At 61.2% G+C, this 15,362-nt stretch carries 16 protein-coding genes; 9 read left to right on the forward strand and 7 right to left on the reverse strand.

All coding sequences use genetic code 11. The annotated features are described in order from the left end of the window. The first annotated feature begins 171 nt into the window (after positions 1-171). From OH764_RS06175 to OH764_RS06190, 4 genes are all read left to right on the forward strand, one after another. Positions 172-873, forward strand: coding sequence for a FadR/GntR family transcriptional regulator (locus OH764_RS06175; RefSeq protein WP_498848399.1), 702 nt, complete (start codon positions 172-174; stop codon positions 871-873). Between the two features lie 510 nt (positions 874-1,383). Continuing rightward, the gene (locus OH764_RS06180) at positions 1,384-1,581 is read left to right on the forward strand and encodes a hypothetical protein (RefSeq protein ID WP_498848400.1); all 198 of its coding nucleotides are present in this window, start codon (positions 1,384-1,386) and stop codon (positions 1,579-1,581) included. A 48-nt stretch (positions 1,582-1,629) separates the two neighbouring features. Further along, the gene (locus tag OH764_RS06185) at positions 1,630-1,794 is read left to right on the forward strand and encodes a hypothetical protein (RefSeq protein ID WP_498848401.1); all 165 of its coding nucleotides are present in this window, start codon (positions 1,630-1,632) and stop codon (positions 1,792-1,794) included. 130 nt (positions 1,795-1,924) lie between these two features. Continuing rightward, complete coding sequence (locus OH764_RS06190; RefSeq protein ID WP_020065694.1) at positions 1,925-2,839, forward strand: LysR family transcriptional regulator; 915 nt, start codon at positions 1,925-1,927, stop codon at positions 2,837-2,839. A gap of 150 nt (positions 2,840-2,989) precedes the next feature. Here OH764_RS06190 and madM read toward each other — a convergent pair whose 3' ends face one another. The 3 genes from madM to OH764_RS06205 form a co-directional block, all read right to left on the reverse strand. After that, positions 2,990-3,757 carry a malonate transporter subunit MadM gene (gene madM, locus OH764_RS06195; protein ID WP_020065695.1) on the reverse strand — a complete coding sequence of 256 codons (768 nt, stop codon included), beginning with the start codon at positions 3,755-3,757 and terminating at the stop codon, positions 2,990-2,992. Positions 3,758-3,771: 14 nt separating this feature from the next. Next, entirely contained in the window at positions 3,772-4,167 is a 396-nt protein-coding gene (gene madL, locus OH764_RS06200) for a malonate transporter subunit MadL (RefSeq protein ID WP_498848402.1), read from the reverse strand. Positions 4,168-4,483: 316 nt separating this feature from the next. Then, a complete protein-coding gene (locus OH764_RS06205; protein WP_498848403.1) occupies positions 4,484-5,407 on the reverse strand; it encodes a LysR family transcriptional regulator in 924 nt (307 codons plus the stop codon). A 106-nt stretch (positions 5,408-5,513) separates the two neighbouring features. Between OH764_RS06205 and OH764_RS06210 the strand changes: the two genes are divergently transcribed. The 3 genes from OH764_RS06210 (at position 5,514) to OH764_RS06220 (ending at position 7,515) form a co-directional block, all read left to right on the forward strand. Further along, a complete protein-coding gene (locus tag OH764_RS06210; protein ID WP_498848404.1) occupies positions 5,514-6,257 on the forward strand; it encodes an SDR family oxidoreductase in 744 nt (247 codons plus the stop codon). Positions 6,258-6,539: 282 nt separating this feature from the next. After that, positions 6,540-6,764: a cupin domain-containing protein gene (locus OH764_RS06215; RefSeq protein ID WP_498848405.1), complete on the forward strand. Its 225-nt coding sequence runs from the start codon at positions 6,540-6,542 to the stop codon at positions 6,762-6,764. 4 nt (positions 6,765-6,768) lie between these two features. After that, positions 6,769-7,515, forward strand: a complete 747-nt coding sequence (locus tag OH764_RS06220) for an SDR family NAD(P)-dependent oxidoreductase (protein WP_498848406.1) — start codon at positions 6,769-6,771, stop codon at positions 7,513-7,515. 56 nt (positions 7,516-7,571) lie between these two features. Here the strand turns inward: OH764_RS06220 and OH764_RS06225 are convergent, their stop codons facing one another. From OH764_RS06225 to OH764_RS06240, 4 genes are all read right to left on the reverse strand, one after another. Beyond that, positions 7,572-8,225, reverse strand: coding sequence for a glycosyltransferase family 2 protein (locus OH764_RS06225; RefSeq protein ID WP_087752169.1), 654 nt, complete (start codon positions 8,223-8,225; stop codon positions 7,572-7,574). Next, a complete protein-coding gene (locus OH764_RS06230; protein WP_498848767.1) occupies positions 8,222-8,830 on the reverse strand; it encodes a class I SAM-dependent methyltransferase in 609 nt (202 codons plus the stop codon). The genes OH764_RS06225 and OH764_RS06230 overlap by 4 nt, the downstream gene beginning before the upstream one ends. Further along, positions 8,827-9,900: an acyl-CoA dehydrogenase family protein gene (locus OH764_RS06235; RefSeq protein WP_498848407.1), complete on the reverse strand. Its 1,074-nt coding sequence runs from the start codon at positions 9,898-9,900 to the stop codon at positions 8,827-8,829. The genes OH764_RS06230 and OH764_RS06235 overlap by 4 nt, the downstream gene beginning before the upstream one ends. Positions 9,901-10,165: 265 nt before the next feature. Further along, positions 10,166-11,860: a hybrid sensor histidine kinase/response regulator gene (locus tag OH764_RS06240; protein ID WP_498848408.1), complete on the reverse strand. Its 1,695-nt coding sequence runs from the start codon at positions 11,858-11,860 to the stop codon at positions 10,166-10,168. A gap of 459 nt (positions 11,861-12,319) precedes the next feature. On the opposite strand from OH764_RS06240, the gene OH764_RS06245 reads away from it, so the two are divergent. Together OH764_RS06245 and OH764_RS06250 are read left to right on the forward strand one after the other, a co-directional pair. Further along, complete coding sequence (locus OH764_RS06245; protein WP_498848409.1) at positions 12,320-12,760, forward strand: hypothetical protein; 441 nt, start codon at positions 12,320-12,322, stop codon at positions 12,758-12,760. A gap of 299 nt (positions 12,761-13,059) precedes the next feature. Further along, the gene (locus OH764_RS06250) at positions 13,060-15,288 is read left to right on the forward strand and encodes a phospholipase C/P1 nuclease family protein (protein ID WP_498848410.1); all 2,229 of its coding nucleotides are present in this window, start codon (positions 13,060-13,062) and stop codon (positions 15,286-15,288) included. Positions 15,289-15,362: the final 74 nt, after the last annotated feature.

A 15,362-nucleotide genomic window follows, 5' to 3' on the forward strand; every position in this document is an offset into this window, starting at 1 on the left:
GAACGTAGAATAACTTTCCCTTTCAGAATTGGTCAAGCCACTTCGACGATTTGCGGGTAAATACGGAGTTTGACGGCTCGCAGATACGCATATTCTCAAGATAAACCGGTGATTCGCCCATATTTTCACCGTACTTGGTAAGGCCAGTTAGGTACGTCAGGGATTCGGACCGTGGAACTCAAATCGGTACAACCGCGTCGGCTCTATCACCTGATCGGGGATCAGATCCGGGCCTATATCGCGACAAACCATCTGTCGACGGGCGACCGGCTTCCGCCCGAGCGTGACCTTGCGCTGCAGCTGAATGTCTCGCGACCCTCGGTGCGCGAGGCTTTGATTGCGCTCGAAATACAAGGCGTCGTCGAGATCCGGATGGGCGCGGGAGTCTTCGTTCGCTCCATCGCACCGGTCCCGGACGCGCTTCGCGACAAGATAGGCGATAGCCCGAGCGACATCATGCAGGCGCGCGCGGCAATCGAAGGTTGTGTCGCGTCGCTGGCATGCGCGCGTCTCACCGACCAGGGGCTCGCACGTCTGCAGGCACTCGTCGCGGATATGCGTCGCGCGATTGAGCAAGGCGCCTCGCCGATGGAAGAAGATCGGCAGTTTCACATCTGCATTGCCGAGATCGCGCAGAACGCGGTGTTCACGCGGTTGGTCGGCGAACTGTTCGACGAGCGGCACGCGCCCATTGCCAGGAAGCTGCGAATGCAAACAGAGAATGCTTCGACGTGGAGCGCCGCGCTCTTCGAGCACGAAAGAATCGTTGGGGCGCTATGCGCACGCGATCCACTCGAAGCGCAAGCCGCCATGCGCTCGCATTTGAGAGCCTCTGAGTCGCGCTGGGTCGGCTCGCTCATTACAGGCAGATAAAGGGCGGTGATGCGGTGACTGTCCCGCACGCTGAACGTTGTATATGTCTTTCAGGGACGTTGACGTCTCGCGAATATTCGCGTCCCGCGGATTAATAATTGTTTGGACTAATTCGAACAGCGTCGGGCATTTTGCGAAGTAATTAAGTGTCGATTTATTTTCACCCCATTTAGTCTATTGGCCGGTGACATTCAATTGTCATATCGAGAATTGCGTGGGGCATTTATCGCATCCGTCGCTGAAGGCGACGGACAGATGAGCCCCAGATGCACCGGGCTTTTGGCTAAAGTGGTATATCATATGTTTATATAGCGGCTATCATTTCTCGGGCGTCGATGGTTTATTCGATTGATGACCACCGTACCTTTCAGTTTAGAATGTTCACCCGACGTATCTCTGCCGCAAATTAGTGAAACCGCGGGATAAATGTCGAAATTTACCGGAATGGAACGGCTGGCAGGTAATTCGTTCTTCCGTCTGTATTAATACAAAATTTGTGAGAGACACCCCATGCTGAGTCCAAAAGAGTTCGCCACGCTGATGCTCGTCAAGGCCGCGCCCGACCAGATCGACATGTGTAGGCAAGAACTCGACACGCTGCTTGAACGTCAGCTGGTCGCCCTCGAGGAGCTCGCTGGCGGTCACCAGCGCCTGCATGTGACCGGCGCGGGCCATTCCATGCTCAACGCGGTGGCGCGAAAGCGCTGAGCCGGGCAGCAGTCACGGCCAGAACCATGTACTGAACGAAGGGCGGTAATGAACGAAGAACTGATTAGCATCGTGCTGGGTGTAACGGTCCTCCTGATCGCGATCGTCTTCACCGTAGGTCACTATCGGCGGGAGCATCGCCGCAGCAAGCAGTTAAGCGAGCTGCATCAGATACCCGGGTGGTACTGGCAGCGCCATCAGCCACGCAACTGATACGACTCAAGCAATTGACGCAACGCGTGCCCGCGTCGGCTGCTTCGCTCAGCCCGTGAGGGAATAACGCTATTTGCCGCAGGCGTACGCGAGCCGATAATTGACGGTTTCGACCGTTCCACAGCTCGACATGCGCGACCGAATCGACGATGAGATTACCTTCCGCAAACTGGAAGTGCTGCTCGCATTCATGCAGACCGGCAGTCTCGCGAAGGCGGCCGAGGCGCTGAACGTGAGCACGGTCAGCGTGCATCGCGCGCTGCACTCGCTCGAACAGGGTGTGCGCTGCGCACTGTTTCGTCATGAAGGCCGCAATCTGAAATCCACCGATGCGGCGCAAATGCTCGCCGACGTCGCGCAAGAAGTGATCACGCTGATGTCCGATGGCATCCGGGCGACGCGCGAGGCCGCGGGTTATTCGTCGGATCGCCTGAAGATCGGGTCGCTGTATTCGCTGACTATCAGGACCGTGCCGGGCATCGTCGTCGACCTCAAAGTGCGGCGGCCGGCACTTCAGGTCGAACTGGTGCTCGGTCCGAACGCGGAGTTGATCGAGAAGCTCAAGCAGGGTGCGATCGATGCGGCACTGATGGCGTTGCCCGATGCCGAGCCCGAGGTCGAATCGATCCCGCTCTTCGAAGACGATATTTTCTTCGCCGCACCCGCGGATTCGCCGTATGCAAACCTCGATGCCGTCGATCTGCGCGACTGCCGCGACGAAACCTTCGTTTCGCTAGGCGAGGGGTTTGCGACTTATCACGGCTTCCAGGAAGCATTTCGCGTCGCGGAATTCACGCCCAACGTGACGATGCGAGTGGGCGACATCTATTCGCTGATGAACCTGGTGAGCGGAGGCGTCGGCTATACGCTGTTGCCCGGCCGCGTGCGAGGCGTATTCGGCGACAAGGTGCAGTTCATCCCGCTCAAGCCGCAATACATGATGCGCCAGACGATCGGCGTCAGCTTCCTGCGGGCACGCGAGCGCGATCCGAATCTGCTTGCGCTCATGGCCGTGTGCCGTCTTCGAACAAGAAACGCCGGTTGAGGTTTTGGGCTGCGGCTTTGTCGTGCGCATAACAGTTGGTGCACGTGTTCGGGGCCGCTTGCGCCTGTTTCGCGAGGCGGCGCGTGACGGCGGCGCCTGCCGTCGCACAACAGTCGTCACGCGTCACCCGCGAAACCGCTGCGATAAGGTTCAGCCGCCAACCAGTGCGCGCGTCGTGAAGAACAGCAGCGAGGGTCCGAGCAGGCAGCCCACGCCCGTATGAAACGTGGCGATCAGCGCGCCATAAGGAACGAGCCGCCGGTCGGTGGCCGCCAGTCCCGCGCTCACGCCGCTCACCGTGCCCGCAAGGCCGCCGAAGATCATTGCGGAGCGGGGCGTCCTGAGTCCCATGAAACCGGCCGCGAGCGGCGTGCCGATCATGACGATGATCGCCTTGATGAGGCCCGTCGCGATGCTGAGGGCGATCACGTCCGAACTTGCACCGATCGCCGCGCCCGTCACCGGTCCGACGATGTAGGTCACCGCACCCGCGCCGATGGTCGTCATGCTGACCGCATCGGTATAGCCAAACGCGTGAGCGACGCTTGCGCCCACGATGAACGGCAGCACTGTGCCGAGCAGCAGCGAGACGACGCCGATGAGCCCGGCCTTGCGCGCTTCGGTGGCCTGTACCTCGAAGGCCGTCGCGACGATTGCGAAGTCCCGCAGCATCGCGCCGCCCATCAGACCGACGCCGGCGAAGAGCGGCAGGTCCGCCAGACCTTTCTGGCCCGCGGTGAAAACTCCGCCGAAGTAAGCGAGCACGAGTCCGATCACGATAGCGATCGCCGAGCCGTGCACGCGCCCGAACGTGAGCTTGCGCGAAATCACCGATGACACCCACATGATGAGCCCAACCAGCGCGAACGCCGTGACGAGGCCGTTGTGTATCAGTACTTTGTCGAGCATCTGGATCATGGCTGGCTCCTGCTTCAGATTTCTTCGGGTTGCGGGCTGCCGATGAACGACGTGCTGTCGCGACCGGTGCGTGAGAGCACGGCGATACAGACGGCGCACAAGGCTGCGGCGCCCAGTGCCGAAATCAGCGCGACGGGCCCGCCTTTGAGCGCGGCTACGACGTTCTGGTTGGCCGCCATCGCGACGACGACAGGGATGTACATTGCGCCCCAGAAGCCCACGCCTGCTTCCGTTTCCTTGGGTAGCAGACCCTTTCCGTGCAGATAGAGCCGCAGGAAGATCAGCAGCAGCATCGCGATGCCGACCCCGCCAACGTTCGTCTTCACGCCGATGGCGACCCCGAGCAGGTCGCCGAGAAACAGACCGGCGAGGTGGCAGAAAGCAAGCAGCGCAGTTCCATAAATGATCATTCGTGTCTCCTGTCCCGTGTCTCATCCAAATGCTGTCGGCTCGAGCTCGCCATGTGCTTGCTCTGACCTCATGCCAGGCGGTTGCTAATTCTTTTGATATGGCCCGAGTCTATGGGAGCGCGAGATGACCGTTCAATGACGTTTGCCAGGCGTTCGTTATCGTCAGGGTAACGATTCGAGGTATGCGATGCCGAGGCCCATGCGTGGCGGGGCGGACCAGCCCGCTTCACGGTTTAGGGGTTTTCCCTCGCGCGGCGTGCAGCGACCAGATTCGCGGCTGTCGAGCCGCGATGACAGATGGGGGGCGCGTCTCGTGCTATCGCGCGTCGAACTTCGACGCGAGCCTCTGCTCCCGGAAAGCAGCGACCACGAAGTCGATGAACACACGCGTTTTTTCGGGGAGGAGTTTTTTGTTCGAATAGTAGATCGAAATCGGTCCGTGGTCCGCGTACCAGCCGGGCAGCAGGCGCACCAGAGCCCCGCTCGCGAGCCAGCGCGCCGCATGCGGCATCGGAAGGAATGCGACACCGTGGCCTAGCATGGCCGCGTGAGCCATCGCCTCGGGGTCGTCGAAAATCATCTTCGGACGGCACTCGGCCTCGGCCTGCTCACCGACCTGGTTACGCAGCGTCCATGAACGCATACGTCCCGATGTAGCCGAGCGCCGCACGATGCCGTCGAAGTCCGCCAGATCGCCGGGATGACGGGGCATTGCCCGTGTCGCCATGTAAGAAGGGGACGCTGCCACGATGACGTGGGTCCGCGCGAGTTCGCGTGCGACGACTCCCGGCGTCAGTTCGATGCCGCCGCCGATCGCGGCGTCGAAACCGCCCGCGACCAGATCGACCGGGCGATTGTCGAAGTGCCAGTCGGGAATGATCGCAGGGTAGCGTTGGAGAAACTCGCCGAGCAACGGCAGCAGATACTCACGACCGAATGCCAACGCCATGCTGACCTTCAGCGAGCCGGAGGGTTTGCCTTCATGCGTGGCTGCATTTGCAATGGCATCGCGAACCGCGGAAAACGGATCGGCCACGTCCCGAAGGAAACGTTCGCCGGCCGCCGTGAGCGTGAGATTGCGCGTGGTGCGCTGAAAAAGCCGCAGCCCGAGCGACGCCTCGAGGCGAGCGACGTTCTTACTGACCGCTGCGGGCGTGAGGCCCAGTCGACGGGCGGCTGCCGAAAAGCTGCCTGACTCCGCGCTAAGGACGAACGACTCGATCGAGTTCAACGCTTCCATCGTGATTCGATACAAATGGTTGAAAGACCAACTCTACATTAGACGCTACCGGTAACCAGGTGTCGAGCCCATACTTCATGCACTCAATTCAATAAGGAACGACATCATGAACTCAACCCTCAACGGCAAAGTGGCGTTTGTAACCGGCGGCGGCCGCGGTATCGGAGCCGCCATCGTGCGACGGTTGGCGCGCGACGGTGCGGCTGTCGCGTTCACTTACAAAGGCTCGGCGGCGATTGCGAACGATCTCGCGGAGAGCATCACGGCTGCGGGCGGGCGCGCCATCGCGCTGCAGGCCGACGCAGGCGACGCAGCGGCACTGACGCGCGCCGTCGACGAAGCAGCGGCGGCGCTCGGCAAGATCGACATCCTGGTCAATAACGCCGGTGTGCTGTTGATGGGCCCGGTCGACACCTTCTCGCTGGAAGACTTCGACAAGACGCTGGAAGTCAACGTGCGCGGGGTGTTCGTGGCCATCAAGGCAGTGCTTCCGCACATGGGAAATGGTGGGCGCATCGTCAACATCGGCAGTTGCAACGCGGAGCGTATGCCTTTTGCGGGCGGCGCTGCTTATGCGATGAGCAAGTCGGCGCTGCAAGGACTCGTTCAAGGCCTTGCACGCGACCTCGGCCCGCGCGGGATCACAGTCAACAACGTGCAGCCTGGCCCGACCGACACCGACATGAATCCGGAAAGTGGCGACTTTGCATCGGCATTGCATGGCCTCATGGCACTGCCGCGTCATGCACATCCTGACGAGATCGCCGGCATGGTGGCTTATGTTGTCGGACCGGACGCCGGGTTCGTCACCGGTGCGAGCCTGACGATCGACGGTGGCTTCAACGCGTAGCCAGTTCACACAGAGCCTGCGTGATCTTTTGCGTTTCACCTCCTAGACTCGTTTGTTGTCCGCAAGCGGTTGATGGCCGTGTGGAATCGTCTGCACATATGCCGGACCGCTTACGCCTGTTCGTCGACGAGAAAAGGAGGTCCGATGGAATGCGTCGAGATATACACGGGCACCGACGGACACTCTAACTTCAGGGCTATCCAGGACTTTGAAACAAGTCCGGTGTTGTTCAACGGTGTCGCCGTCTCGTTGTCTTCGCCGCTGTCATGCGAAAGCGTGCTTATGCATGAATTCGATGGCGATTACTTTCTCGGCTGGCACAACCCGCCATCGCGACAATATGTCGTGGTGCTCGAAGGGGAACTGGAAATCAGCGTGCAAGGGCGGGACACAGCGCAGCGTTTTGCAGCAGGCTCGGTTTTCATTGCAAACGATTTGCAGAGCACCGGCCATACGACGCGCGCAGTCCGGCCGGGCCGTGCATTGGTCGTCAACTTGCGGGGATAACGCAATGCAACTCGAGCATGCTCTGGCAGTGGTGACGGGCGGCAGCAGCGGCATAGGCTTCGCAACCGCTGAGCGATTTATAGCGGAAGGCGCGCGCGTGGTGATCAGCGGGCGTAACGCGGAAAAACTCCAGCAGGCCGCGGACAAACTCGGCGAGAACGCGTTGCCGGTCATGGCGAATGCCGCGAACCCGGAAGACATGCAACGGCTATATCAGACAGCTGTAGGCCGTTTCAAATGCAATGTCGATGTGGTGGTCGCGAATGCAGGCATCTCCCGGCAAACTCCACTACGCGAGACGACGCTGGCGCAATTTTCCGAACTCCTCGACATCAATGTTGGCGGCGTGTTCTCGACGGTACGAGAGGCGTTGCCGTTCCTCGCCCGACCTGCGTCGATCGTCCTCGTGGCGTCGCTCGCGGCTAGTCAAGGCACGAAGAATTTTTCCGCATATTGCGCTTCGAAGGCGGCGGTGGTCTCGCTGGCAAAGTGCTTTGCAGCCGATCTGGTCGAACTCGGCGTGCGGGTGAACAGCATTTCACCGGGAGTCGCCCTTACGCCAATTTTCGATACGTTGGGCATATCGGACGCGCAACTGTTGGAATGGTCGAATGTGATTCCCATGAAGCGGCCGGCCGAACCCGCCGAAGTTGCTGCGGCAATCCTCTTTCTTGCGTCGAATGCATCCGGATACGTGACCGGCGCCGACCTCGCAGTCGACGGTGGCATGTCAGGCATCAGTCCGTTCTGAACGGGCATTGCTCCATTTTTTCGCGGCAATGCATAGCGACGCGAAAGATCTGTGCGCTAGCTCGCCGCCCATGAGACGAGCGTATCGCCAAAACCGCCGCGTGCGCGTACTGCCGTTCGTGCGCTCGTCACGACGCGCGGTGCTGCGCTCCATGCGATTTGTGCGCCCGTAGCGATCAGCCGATCGACAAGCCCCACGTCTTCGCTGCACGCACAGGGCGGGAAACCGCCCGCGCGAAGATATGCCTGCGCACTGACGCCGAGATTGGCGCCATGCACATGCCGGTGGCCGTCCGCATCCATGTATGTCGCGCGAAAGAAATCGCGCACGCTCTGCGGATGCTCGCTCCAGTCGTCCACGGCGATCGACCCGCAAACAGCGTCGGCGCCCAGCGCGAGCTGCGCGGCGAGCCAGCCCGGCGAGACGCGGCTGTCGGCGTCGGTGAAGGCCAGCCAGCGTGCCCCCTCGGCCAGCAGCAGATCGGCGCCGGCCGCGCGTGCTATGCCGACGTTGCGCGCGCTTACGCTCAGCGTCTGCGCGCCGTGGGCATGTGCAATGACGCCGGTGCGGTCGTCGCACGCGTCGAGTACGACGACGATACGCACAGCTTCGCCGTCAAGCAGGGGATGGCACGACGCCTCGGCGAGCGCTATCAGACAGGGCTTTAGCAGCGCCTCTTCGTTGTGTGCGGGAACGACAACACCGATCATAAAAGGCCCTCGTGTTGCGCTACCGAGCGCGCATCGCGCGACCAGACATCGACGATGAAATCGGCTTCCTCGTGATGCACAAGCCGCGTCAAGCCACAGCGTGCATCGAGTAGCGCATGCACCTTGGTAGTCGCCTGCAACGCTTCGGCGAAGGGCCAGCGCCAGTGACACGCGAGCAGTGTGCCGTCGGAAGAGAGCGTGTCGGCGATCCGTGCGGCGAGCATTTCCAGTTCGCTGTCGCCGAGGTAATAGGCCAGTTCGCTCACGACGATCAGGTCGTACGGTCCGCTTTGCGTCGGCCATTCTCGGGGCACCGCGCATTGCTCGACACGCACGTGCGGCGCGTGCGCCACGCGCTCGCATGCGGCACGCACCGCGCGCTCGTGCAGGTCGACGGCAAGTAGTGCGTCACAACGCGTCGCAAGTTGAGCGGTCAATTCGCCGTTTGCGCATCCGGGCTCAAACGCATTGCGGTAACGTTCGCGTGGCAGAGCGGCGAGCGTGAGCGAGCGCTTGCGGCGTTCATACCAGCCGTTGCGCAGGTTCCACGGATCGTCGCTGTGTTTGTACAGGTCATCGAAATAGCGGTCGGCGTCGCGCGTCATAGCGTCCACGGGGAGTTCTCCGGTTCGCAGGTGTGCGTGCTGCCGCCACCTTCTTCAAGGAGCGTTTCGCCGAGCGCCGCCAGATCGCGCTCAGCGTGACTTTGTCGAATGAACACGGGCAGGTCCGCGATCGCGCGGGCGAAGCGGCCGTTGCGGCATAGCGGTCCGGCGCCGAGTGCGCGCGTGGTGTGACGCATCACGGCAGTGGCTGCATCTTCGACGACCAGCCGCGCACGCAGTGCCTCGCGCTGCACGATGGCGTGAGGATGCGCGTCGATATTCGCGGCCGTCTCCCTCAGCACCGATGCCGCGCCTGCCAGCGCGCAATCGACTGCCCCCAAGTGGGCGAGGCGGTGCGGGTCCGCGTGCTGCCGGCAGGCGTCACGCAGCATTTCGCCGATGCGCGCCGCGGCTCCGTACCAGCACGCCGCGATGCCAGCGCCGCCATGCCAGAAGCCGGGCCGATTCACATAAGAATGGGCGTCGCCAACGAGCGTCGCGGGTGTGCCGCGAAAAGTTACGTCTGCACTTGCGGTGGCCTGCATACCGACGGCCTGCCAGTTCGAGGTATCGATCGAAACGGAAGGGTGATGCATAGCGACGGCAACGAGCACTGGCTGATCGTCGAGCCACGCGGTCACGAGTGCATGGCTGAGAACGCCTGCTCCTGAACACCACGCTTTGGTACCGTCGAGGACCACGTCGGCACCATTGCTTCCGATGGTTTGTCGCGTTGCACGGACGCGCGCGTTGGGTGATTCCGCCGCCCAGACGCCCCATTTGCTCCCACTCGGCGGCGTGGGGCCATGAAGCTCCGCGAGGATCGCCAGGGCGTCGGTGTGGCCCTCGTACAGTTTGACGAGACCCAGATCGTGCGCTGCGACATCGGCGAGAACACGCCAACGCGAAAGAGTCTCGCCATGACCGGGCAGCGGCATGTGGGGCGGGCGATCGAACTCGTGTTCGATGAGGTCCGCCAATACAGCGCCGAGGGCGAGCGGATCGTCGGCAGCGAAATGTGTCTTGCCGAGGAATATTGCCACCGGGTGCGCTGGGTGAGATGTCTGCATCGGCTCCGTGAACTCCGCAACTTATCGTTTTTCGATGGACTGCCGGGTCGTGCAATTCAGATCGACGCCAGTCTTCCCCCCGTCATTGCAGCACCGGTCCCGCGGCGCGGCGGGCAGTGCGGGAGGACGACCAGTGGGACGTCGAGGTTTTTGAAGGCGTAGCAAGCCGCATGCCGCGGCTGTTGCGAAAGCGCTGGCCGATCAGAGGGAGCTGCGGATCAGGAACCAACGATGGCGATACAAACCGGTGCGCGGCACCCCGGCTTCAAACCATACCGCTAAGCGTGCCTTCGGACCGGTTGGACAGGATGTATTCGAGTTTGTCCAGCGAAAGCGGCTTCGTCAGGTGGAAGTCGAAACCAGCGGCAAGCGCTCGGGACTTGTCTGATTCCGCTGCGTAGCCGGTGAGTGCCACCAGCACGATGCCGTTAAGTTCGGGATTCAGCCGGACGAGGCGTGCGACCTCGAATCCGTCCATCACCGGCATTCCGATATCGATAAGTGCGATGTCCGGGCGGCGCTCTGACATCAGCTTGATTGCGTCGGTGCCGTTGTCCGACGTGGTGACTTCATGACCTTCCACTTCGAGCAGAAGCCCGAGTGCCTCCAACGCGTCGCGATTGTCGTCGACGACCATCAGTCGCGCCCGTTTCGTCTCCGCATGCGCCTGCACCTGCTGAGCGACTTGCGTATCAGCGACAGGCCTCAGTATCGGTAGTCGAAGGCGTACCGTCGTACCATTTCCTGGACCGTCGCTGCGCAACGAGATTTCGCCGTCGTGGAGTTCGACCATGCGTTTGGCAACGGCTAGTCCGATGCCGAGGCCGCCATCTGCCCGCGCGGCGCCTCTCGCTCCTTGGGCAAATAGTTCGAATATCTGTTGCTGAGCGACGCTTTCGATACCGATGCCATTGTCCTGAATCTCGACAAGCACCGAGTCAGAGACGCCGTCAGAGGAATTCGAAGGCTCGATGCTGACGCTCATCCGGATGTCGCCGCCGACTGCGGTGTACTTTGCGGCGTTCGACAGCAGATTGCCGAGGGCCTGACTCAGCCGCACATGATCGGCACGGACAGGCAGCTGCTCGTCGAGGCCGGTGACCGTCAGCTTGTGCTTGCGCGCTTCAATGTGATGCCTGATCGCCGACAGCGCATCGAACGCAATGTCGTTGAACGATGTGTCGCTGAGCTTGATGGTGAGCTTTCCGTGCTGCAGGCGCGCGGCATCCAGCAGGTCGTCTACGAGAGTGCGCAGGTGGCGCATCTGCCTGTGTGCAATATCCAGCACGCGGGCCGCTCGCTGGTTGTCGGCGCAGAGATGCCTGGCTGCGCCAATCGCACTGTCGATCGGCGCCATCGGATTTCGCAGTTCGTGCCCGAGCATCGCGATGAATTCGTTTTGCCTGCGCTCGCTTTCCTCGCTGATGTCGCGTGCGTCAACGATTGTCAGCGAAGAGCCCGCGAAGACGGCAAGGTTCGATAACAGCCGGGCGTCTTCGAGGTCGAATCTGCAGTCGTCCCGGTGGGACATGACCCAAATCGCACCGAGGTCCCTGCCTCCTACATTGATAGGAACGACGACACCTTCCGGGACGCTTATGCCGGGAAATGACAGACATGGGAATTGCGTCTGTGGCTCGACAAACAACTGGGCGGTGCCGGCCCGCAAAGTTACTCCGCAGGGGCAGTCTTCCCATGCGGTCGTCTTTCCCTGAAGGCCGGCACAGAGTCCCGATACGGCAAGCCAGCGGAACACCTGCTCGCCTTGTTGCTGCTCGATGAGGCTGATGCCTGCGCTGCCCGCCGAGCAGAGCAATAGCGCCGTATCCGCAATTGCCTGGAGAAGTTCTTCGCGCGAGCCTGCCTGGGCCCGGGCGAGAGCGACGAGGGCCTGATTTTCGGCTGCGTAATCGGGTGCCCGGGCAGGCCGTCGGGCAAGCTCGCCAGTGTAACCAGGCATGCTGCTATCCAAAGATGATGGAGACCGGAGAGTGCCACAAAGCAAGGCTCGTTGCATTGGGCGAGCGGTTGCCGCAGGCCCACCTCTCACTCCAAGGGTCCATTTAACAATACGGGACGAAGCACGCCAAGTCAACGACGCCGGCTCTTCAGAGGGGCGGGGTTGGCCTGTGCTTAAAGGCCTGGAGCCGCAGCGGCGATGGGCTTTCGCGGCACGTCAAACCGATCGACGACGACGCGACATGATACTGGGTCGAGATGGTCAAGGACCGATTCTTCGGCACCCGCAGACGATATGCAGGCGCGGGCGGCGGACCGGAGTTGGTCCACACGCAACCGGCGCGCCGTAGTCAGGAAGCACGCTGCGCACGCCGGGCACTTGCATCGGCCACTTATCGACCACTTTCCGGATAAATAACCGTATATACTGTTTATACCCTTATCCGAAAAAGGATCAGCCATGGGCGCTCCGACTTTACGACAGCCAACCAAAAAGGCGTTTCATTTCCCCAAAAATTCGAAAGGTCAGGAAAGCGATGACGTGTCGCAGGCCGCACTTGCCGAGCAGTCTGCGGCCAACAATCCTGTCCCGACGAAAGCGGCACCGAAAGCAAAGCGCGCCGCTGCTTCGAAGCAGGAAGAAGTAAAGGCGCAGACTGAACAGAAGCCCCGTCGTGCAAGAAAGGAAAAGGTGGTGCGAGACAGCTTTACGATGCCGAAATCCGACTACGAAAAGATTGCGGCCCTGAAGCAGAAATGTCTGGACGCGGGCGTATCCGTCAAAAAGAGCGAGCTGTTGCGGGCGGGGCTACTCATGCTCGAGGCCGCGGCGTTGAAACGTCTTCTGGCGGCCGTGACCGCGGTAGAAGCGGTGAAGACGGGGCGCCCCGCGAAAGGATGAAAGCAGGCGGTCGCGGCGCTCCGCTCGCGCGCCTTCTTACTTGTTGGCAGCGCGCAAGGGACTGAGACGTGTTCCTTGCGCCACCCACACGATGTTCCTGTAAATCAAGGGTCGATTAAATCATCTGCGGTCCGCCGCGACCTGGAAAGCCCGCGTTGCGACCGCGCCGGCGACGCTTTCGCGAAGTTGTCACATGGGTCATCCAACCTGAATGCGAACGTGCGCGAAGCGGGCAGTTTCTCATCCCACGACGCGCATCCTAACCGGCCGCTCCTGGTCGAACTCGCGAAGGTGATGAGATGAGCCCACTGTCCACACAGCAGAATTTCCAGAGCCTCTCACTGAAGGACTTGCTCGAAGCCAGAGAGCTTTACCACTGGCATCTGTCGAACAAGGCGAACGTCGTGGGCACGGCTGTGGGTCTGTACCTGATCCGGAAAGACGACCCCTGGCCCGGGGCCAATGCCGATTCCGACAGAAGCAGGTCGCCACTCGAGAAAGGCATTCGCACGTTCGACAATTCGGAAGTGCGTCCGTATTCGTGGCCTGCAGTCATTGTGCTCGTACGCAACTGGGTGGATGCGACGGAATTCGGATTTGGCAAGGTCGACCCGGACCACATGGTGCCACGTACGCTTTATATGCCGGACGGCCGCGCAGTTCCTGTTTGTGTCGTGGCAGTGCAGGAGACCGAGCCGTCACCAAACGCTCCGGCCGATACCCGCTGGCCCTCGACCTATATTGGCGGCGGATGTCCGCTGCTTGCGCAGGCGCAGGGTGTCGAACGCGCCGCGAGCGTAGGTTGTCTCGTGACCGACGGCCATACAACCTATGCGCTCACGAATCGGCACGTGTGCGGAGAGCCTGGAAGTCCTGTTAAAGCGCGTCTGCGCGGCGCGGTCGTCGAAATCGGCATCGCCTCTGAGCGACAACTGACGCGCGAACCGTTCACGTCCGTCTTTCCGGAGTTTCCCGGGAGCCGCAGTTATTTGACGCTAGACATTGGCCTCGTCGAAGTCCACGACGTCAACGACTGGTCGAGCCAGCCCTTCGGTATCGAAGGGACGCCTGAGGAGATCGCTGACCTGAATGAACTGAGCCTGAGCCTTCGATTGGTCGACCAGCCCGTGACTGCATTCGGCAGCGCTTCGGGACGGCTCGACGGAACGATCAAGGCACTTTTCTACCGCCACAAATCGTTGGCGGGCTATGACTATGTTTCGCAGTTTCTCATCGCGCCCACATCGGGCTCGACGCAAACCCAGGCTGGTGATTCGGGCACGGTGTGGTATCTGAAGTCTGGAGACAAGGAAAAGCCCAAGCTGCATCCGTTGGCGGTGGAATGGGGCGGCCAGACGTTGCTTGTAGGCGACAAGCGTCTGAACTACGCGCTGGCTAGCGGGCTCAGCACTGCATGTCAGTTGCTCGACGTCGACCTGGTCCGCGACCACAATCAAAGCGCTAACCCGTACTGGGGACAAACGGGTCATTACAGCATCGCGACCGCTGCAGTCGAGTCGGTAGCGAACGGTCCACTGCGGGAGTTTATGAAGGCGAATATCGAGCGCATCAGTTTTCGCCCTGATGAACTGATGCCGGAGCAGATCCGCGCGAAACTCGCCAACGGCGAATTCGTTGAACTTGCCGATGTGCCCGACCTCGTGTGGAAGAAAACGCCAGCGCGTGTGCCCGGCGGACGGGACTATGCACAGAACGCCGGGCCAGAACATCCGACCCATTATGCCGATATCGACGAGCCGAATACCAACGGCAAGACCTTGCGCGACGTCACGTTGAGCAGCATCGACAACATGAGCGTTTCTGCATGGCTGCAGTGGTATGCAAACGAAGGGCAAACGGACAGTCGCTCAGAGGGGCTGCTGCCGTTTCGCGTGTGGCAGATCTTTGACGAGATGGTTAGGCAGTTGAAGGCCCGAGACGATACGCGATTCCTATGCGCAGCAGGGGTGTTGGCCCACTACGTTGGCGATGCGTGTCAGCCGCTTCATGGGTCCTATCATGCCGACGGATACCGTGATGCCCCAGGCGCAACCAGCAAGACGTGGCCGGGCAAGGGCGTCCATTCGACATACGAAGACAAGATGGTCGACCGGCACTCGACTGAGTTGCTGCCCAAGATCGCTCCGCAAGCGAAACGCTTCGAAGGTACGATCCCCGCCATTTCTAACGGACGCGATGCCGCTTTCGCCACCGTAACGCTGATGGCGCAGGCGGCAGACATGCTCCCTCCCAGCAAGCTGATCGACGAATATATTCGCCTCGGCGGCGGCAGTTCCGCGAAGGTGGTCGATGGTCTCTGGGACGCTTTTGGAGACGATACCGCAAGGCTGATGGGCGCGGGAGCGCGCTATCTTGCGGCCATCTGGGAAGCAGCATTCGAGAAGGCTGACACGTCGCTGCCATCAGGAGCACGAGTAATACCAGAAGCGGAATTGGCGAAGGTTTATCAGAGCAAGGATTTTGTCCCTTCTGTGACGCTGGACAAGATTGCCCCGTTGCTCGAATGACGCCACGTTGTTAGCTCGCCGCACGGCGGCGTCAACAACACACAACGGGCCAGTACACCACAGCACCTTGCGAG

Origin of the sequence: Burkholderia sp. M6-3 (genome assembly GCF_050858985.1) — a bacterium.
GTDB classification, from domain to species: domain Bacteria; phylum Pseudomonadota; class Gammaproteobacteria; order Burkholderiales; family Burkholderiaceae; genus Paraburkholderia; species Paraburkholderia caledonica.

Excerpts from the sequence above, each read along its gene's own strand:
- OH764_RS06180 (WP_498848400.1), top strand. The coding sequence starts at position 1,384 with ATGCTGAGTCCAAAAGAGTTCGCCACGCTGATGCTCGTCAAGGCCGCG.
- OH764_RS06220 (WP_498848406.1), top strand. The coding sequence starts at position 6,769 with ATGCAACTCGAGCATGCTCTGGCAGTGGTGACGGGCGGCAGCAGCGGC.
- OH764_RS06225 (WP_087752169.1), bottom strand. The coding sequence starts at position 8,225 with ATGATCGGTGTTGTCGTTCCCGCACACAACGAAGAGGCGCTGCTAAAG.
- OH764_RS06215 (WP_498848405.1), top strand. The coding sequence starts at position 6,540 with ATGCATGAATTCGATGGCGATTACTTTCTCGGCTGGCACAACCCGCCA.
- OH764_RS06205 (WP_498848403.1), bottom strand. The coding sequence starts at position 5,407 with ATGGAAGCGTTGAACTCGATCGAGTCGTTCGTCCTTAGCGCGGAGTCA.
- OH764_RS06235 (WP_498848407.1), bottom strand. The coding sequence starts at position 9,900 with ATGCAGACATCTCACCCAGCGCACCCGGTGGCAATATTCCTCGGCAAG.
- madM (WP_020065695.1), bottom strand. The coding sequence starts at position 3,757 with ATGATCCAGATGCTCGACAAAGTACTGATACACAACGGCCTCGTCACG.
- OH764_RS06190 (WP_020065694.1), top strand. The coding sequence starts at position 1,925 with ATGCGCGACCGAATCGACGATGAGATTACCTTCCGCAAACTGGAAGTG.
- OH764_RS06240 (WP_498848408.1), bottom strand. The coding sequence starts at position 11,860 with ATGCCTGGTTACACTGGCGAGCTTGCCCGACGGCCTGCCCGGGCACCC.
- OH764_RS06250 (WP_498848410.1), top strand. The coding sequence starts at position 13,060 with ATGAGCCCACTGTCCACACAGCAGAATTTCCAGAGCCTCTCACTGAAG.
- madL (WP_498848402.1), bottom strand. The coding sequence starts at position 4,167 with ATGATCATTTATGGAACTGCGCTGCTTGCTTTCTGCCACCTCGCCGGT.
- OH764_RS06245 (WP_498848409.1), top strand. The coding sequence starts at position 12,320 with ATGGGCGCTCCGACTTTACGACAGCCAACCAAAAAGGCGTTTCATTTC.
- OH764_RS06210 (WP_498848404.1), top strand. The coding sequence starts at position 5,514 with ATGAACTCAACCCTCAACGGCAAAGTGGCGTTTGTAACCGGCGGCGGC.
- OH764_RS06185 (WP_498848401.1), top strand. The coding sequence starts at position 1,630 with ATGAACGAAGAACTGATTAGCATCGTGCTGGGTGTAACGGTCCTCCTG.
- OH764_RS06230 (WP_498848767.1), bottom strand. The coding sequence starts at position 8,830 with ATGACGCGCGACGCCGACCGCTATTTCGATGACCTGTACAAACACAGC.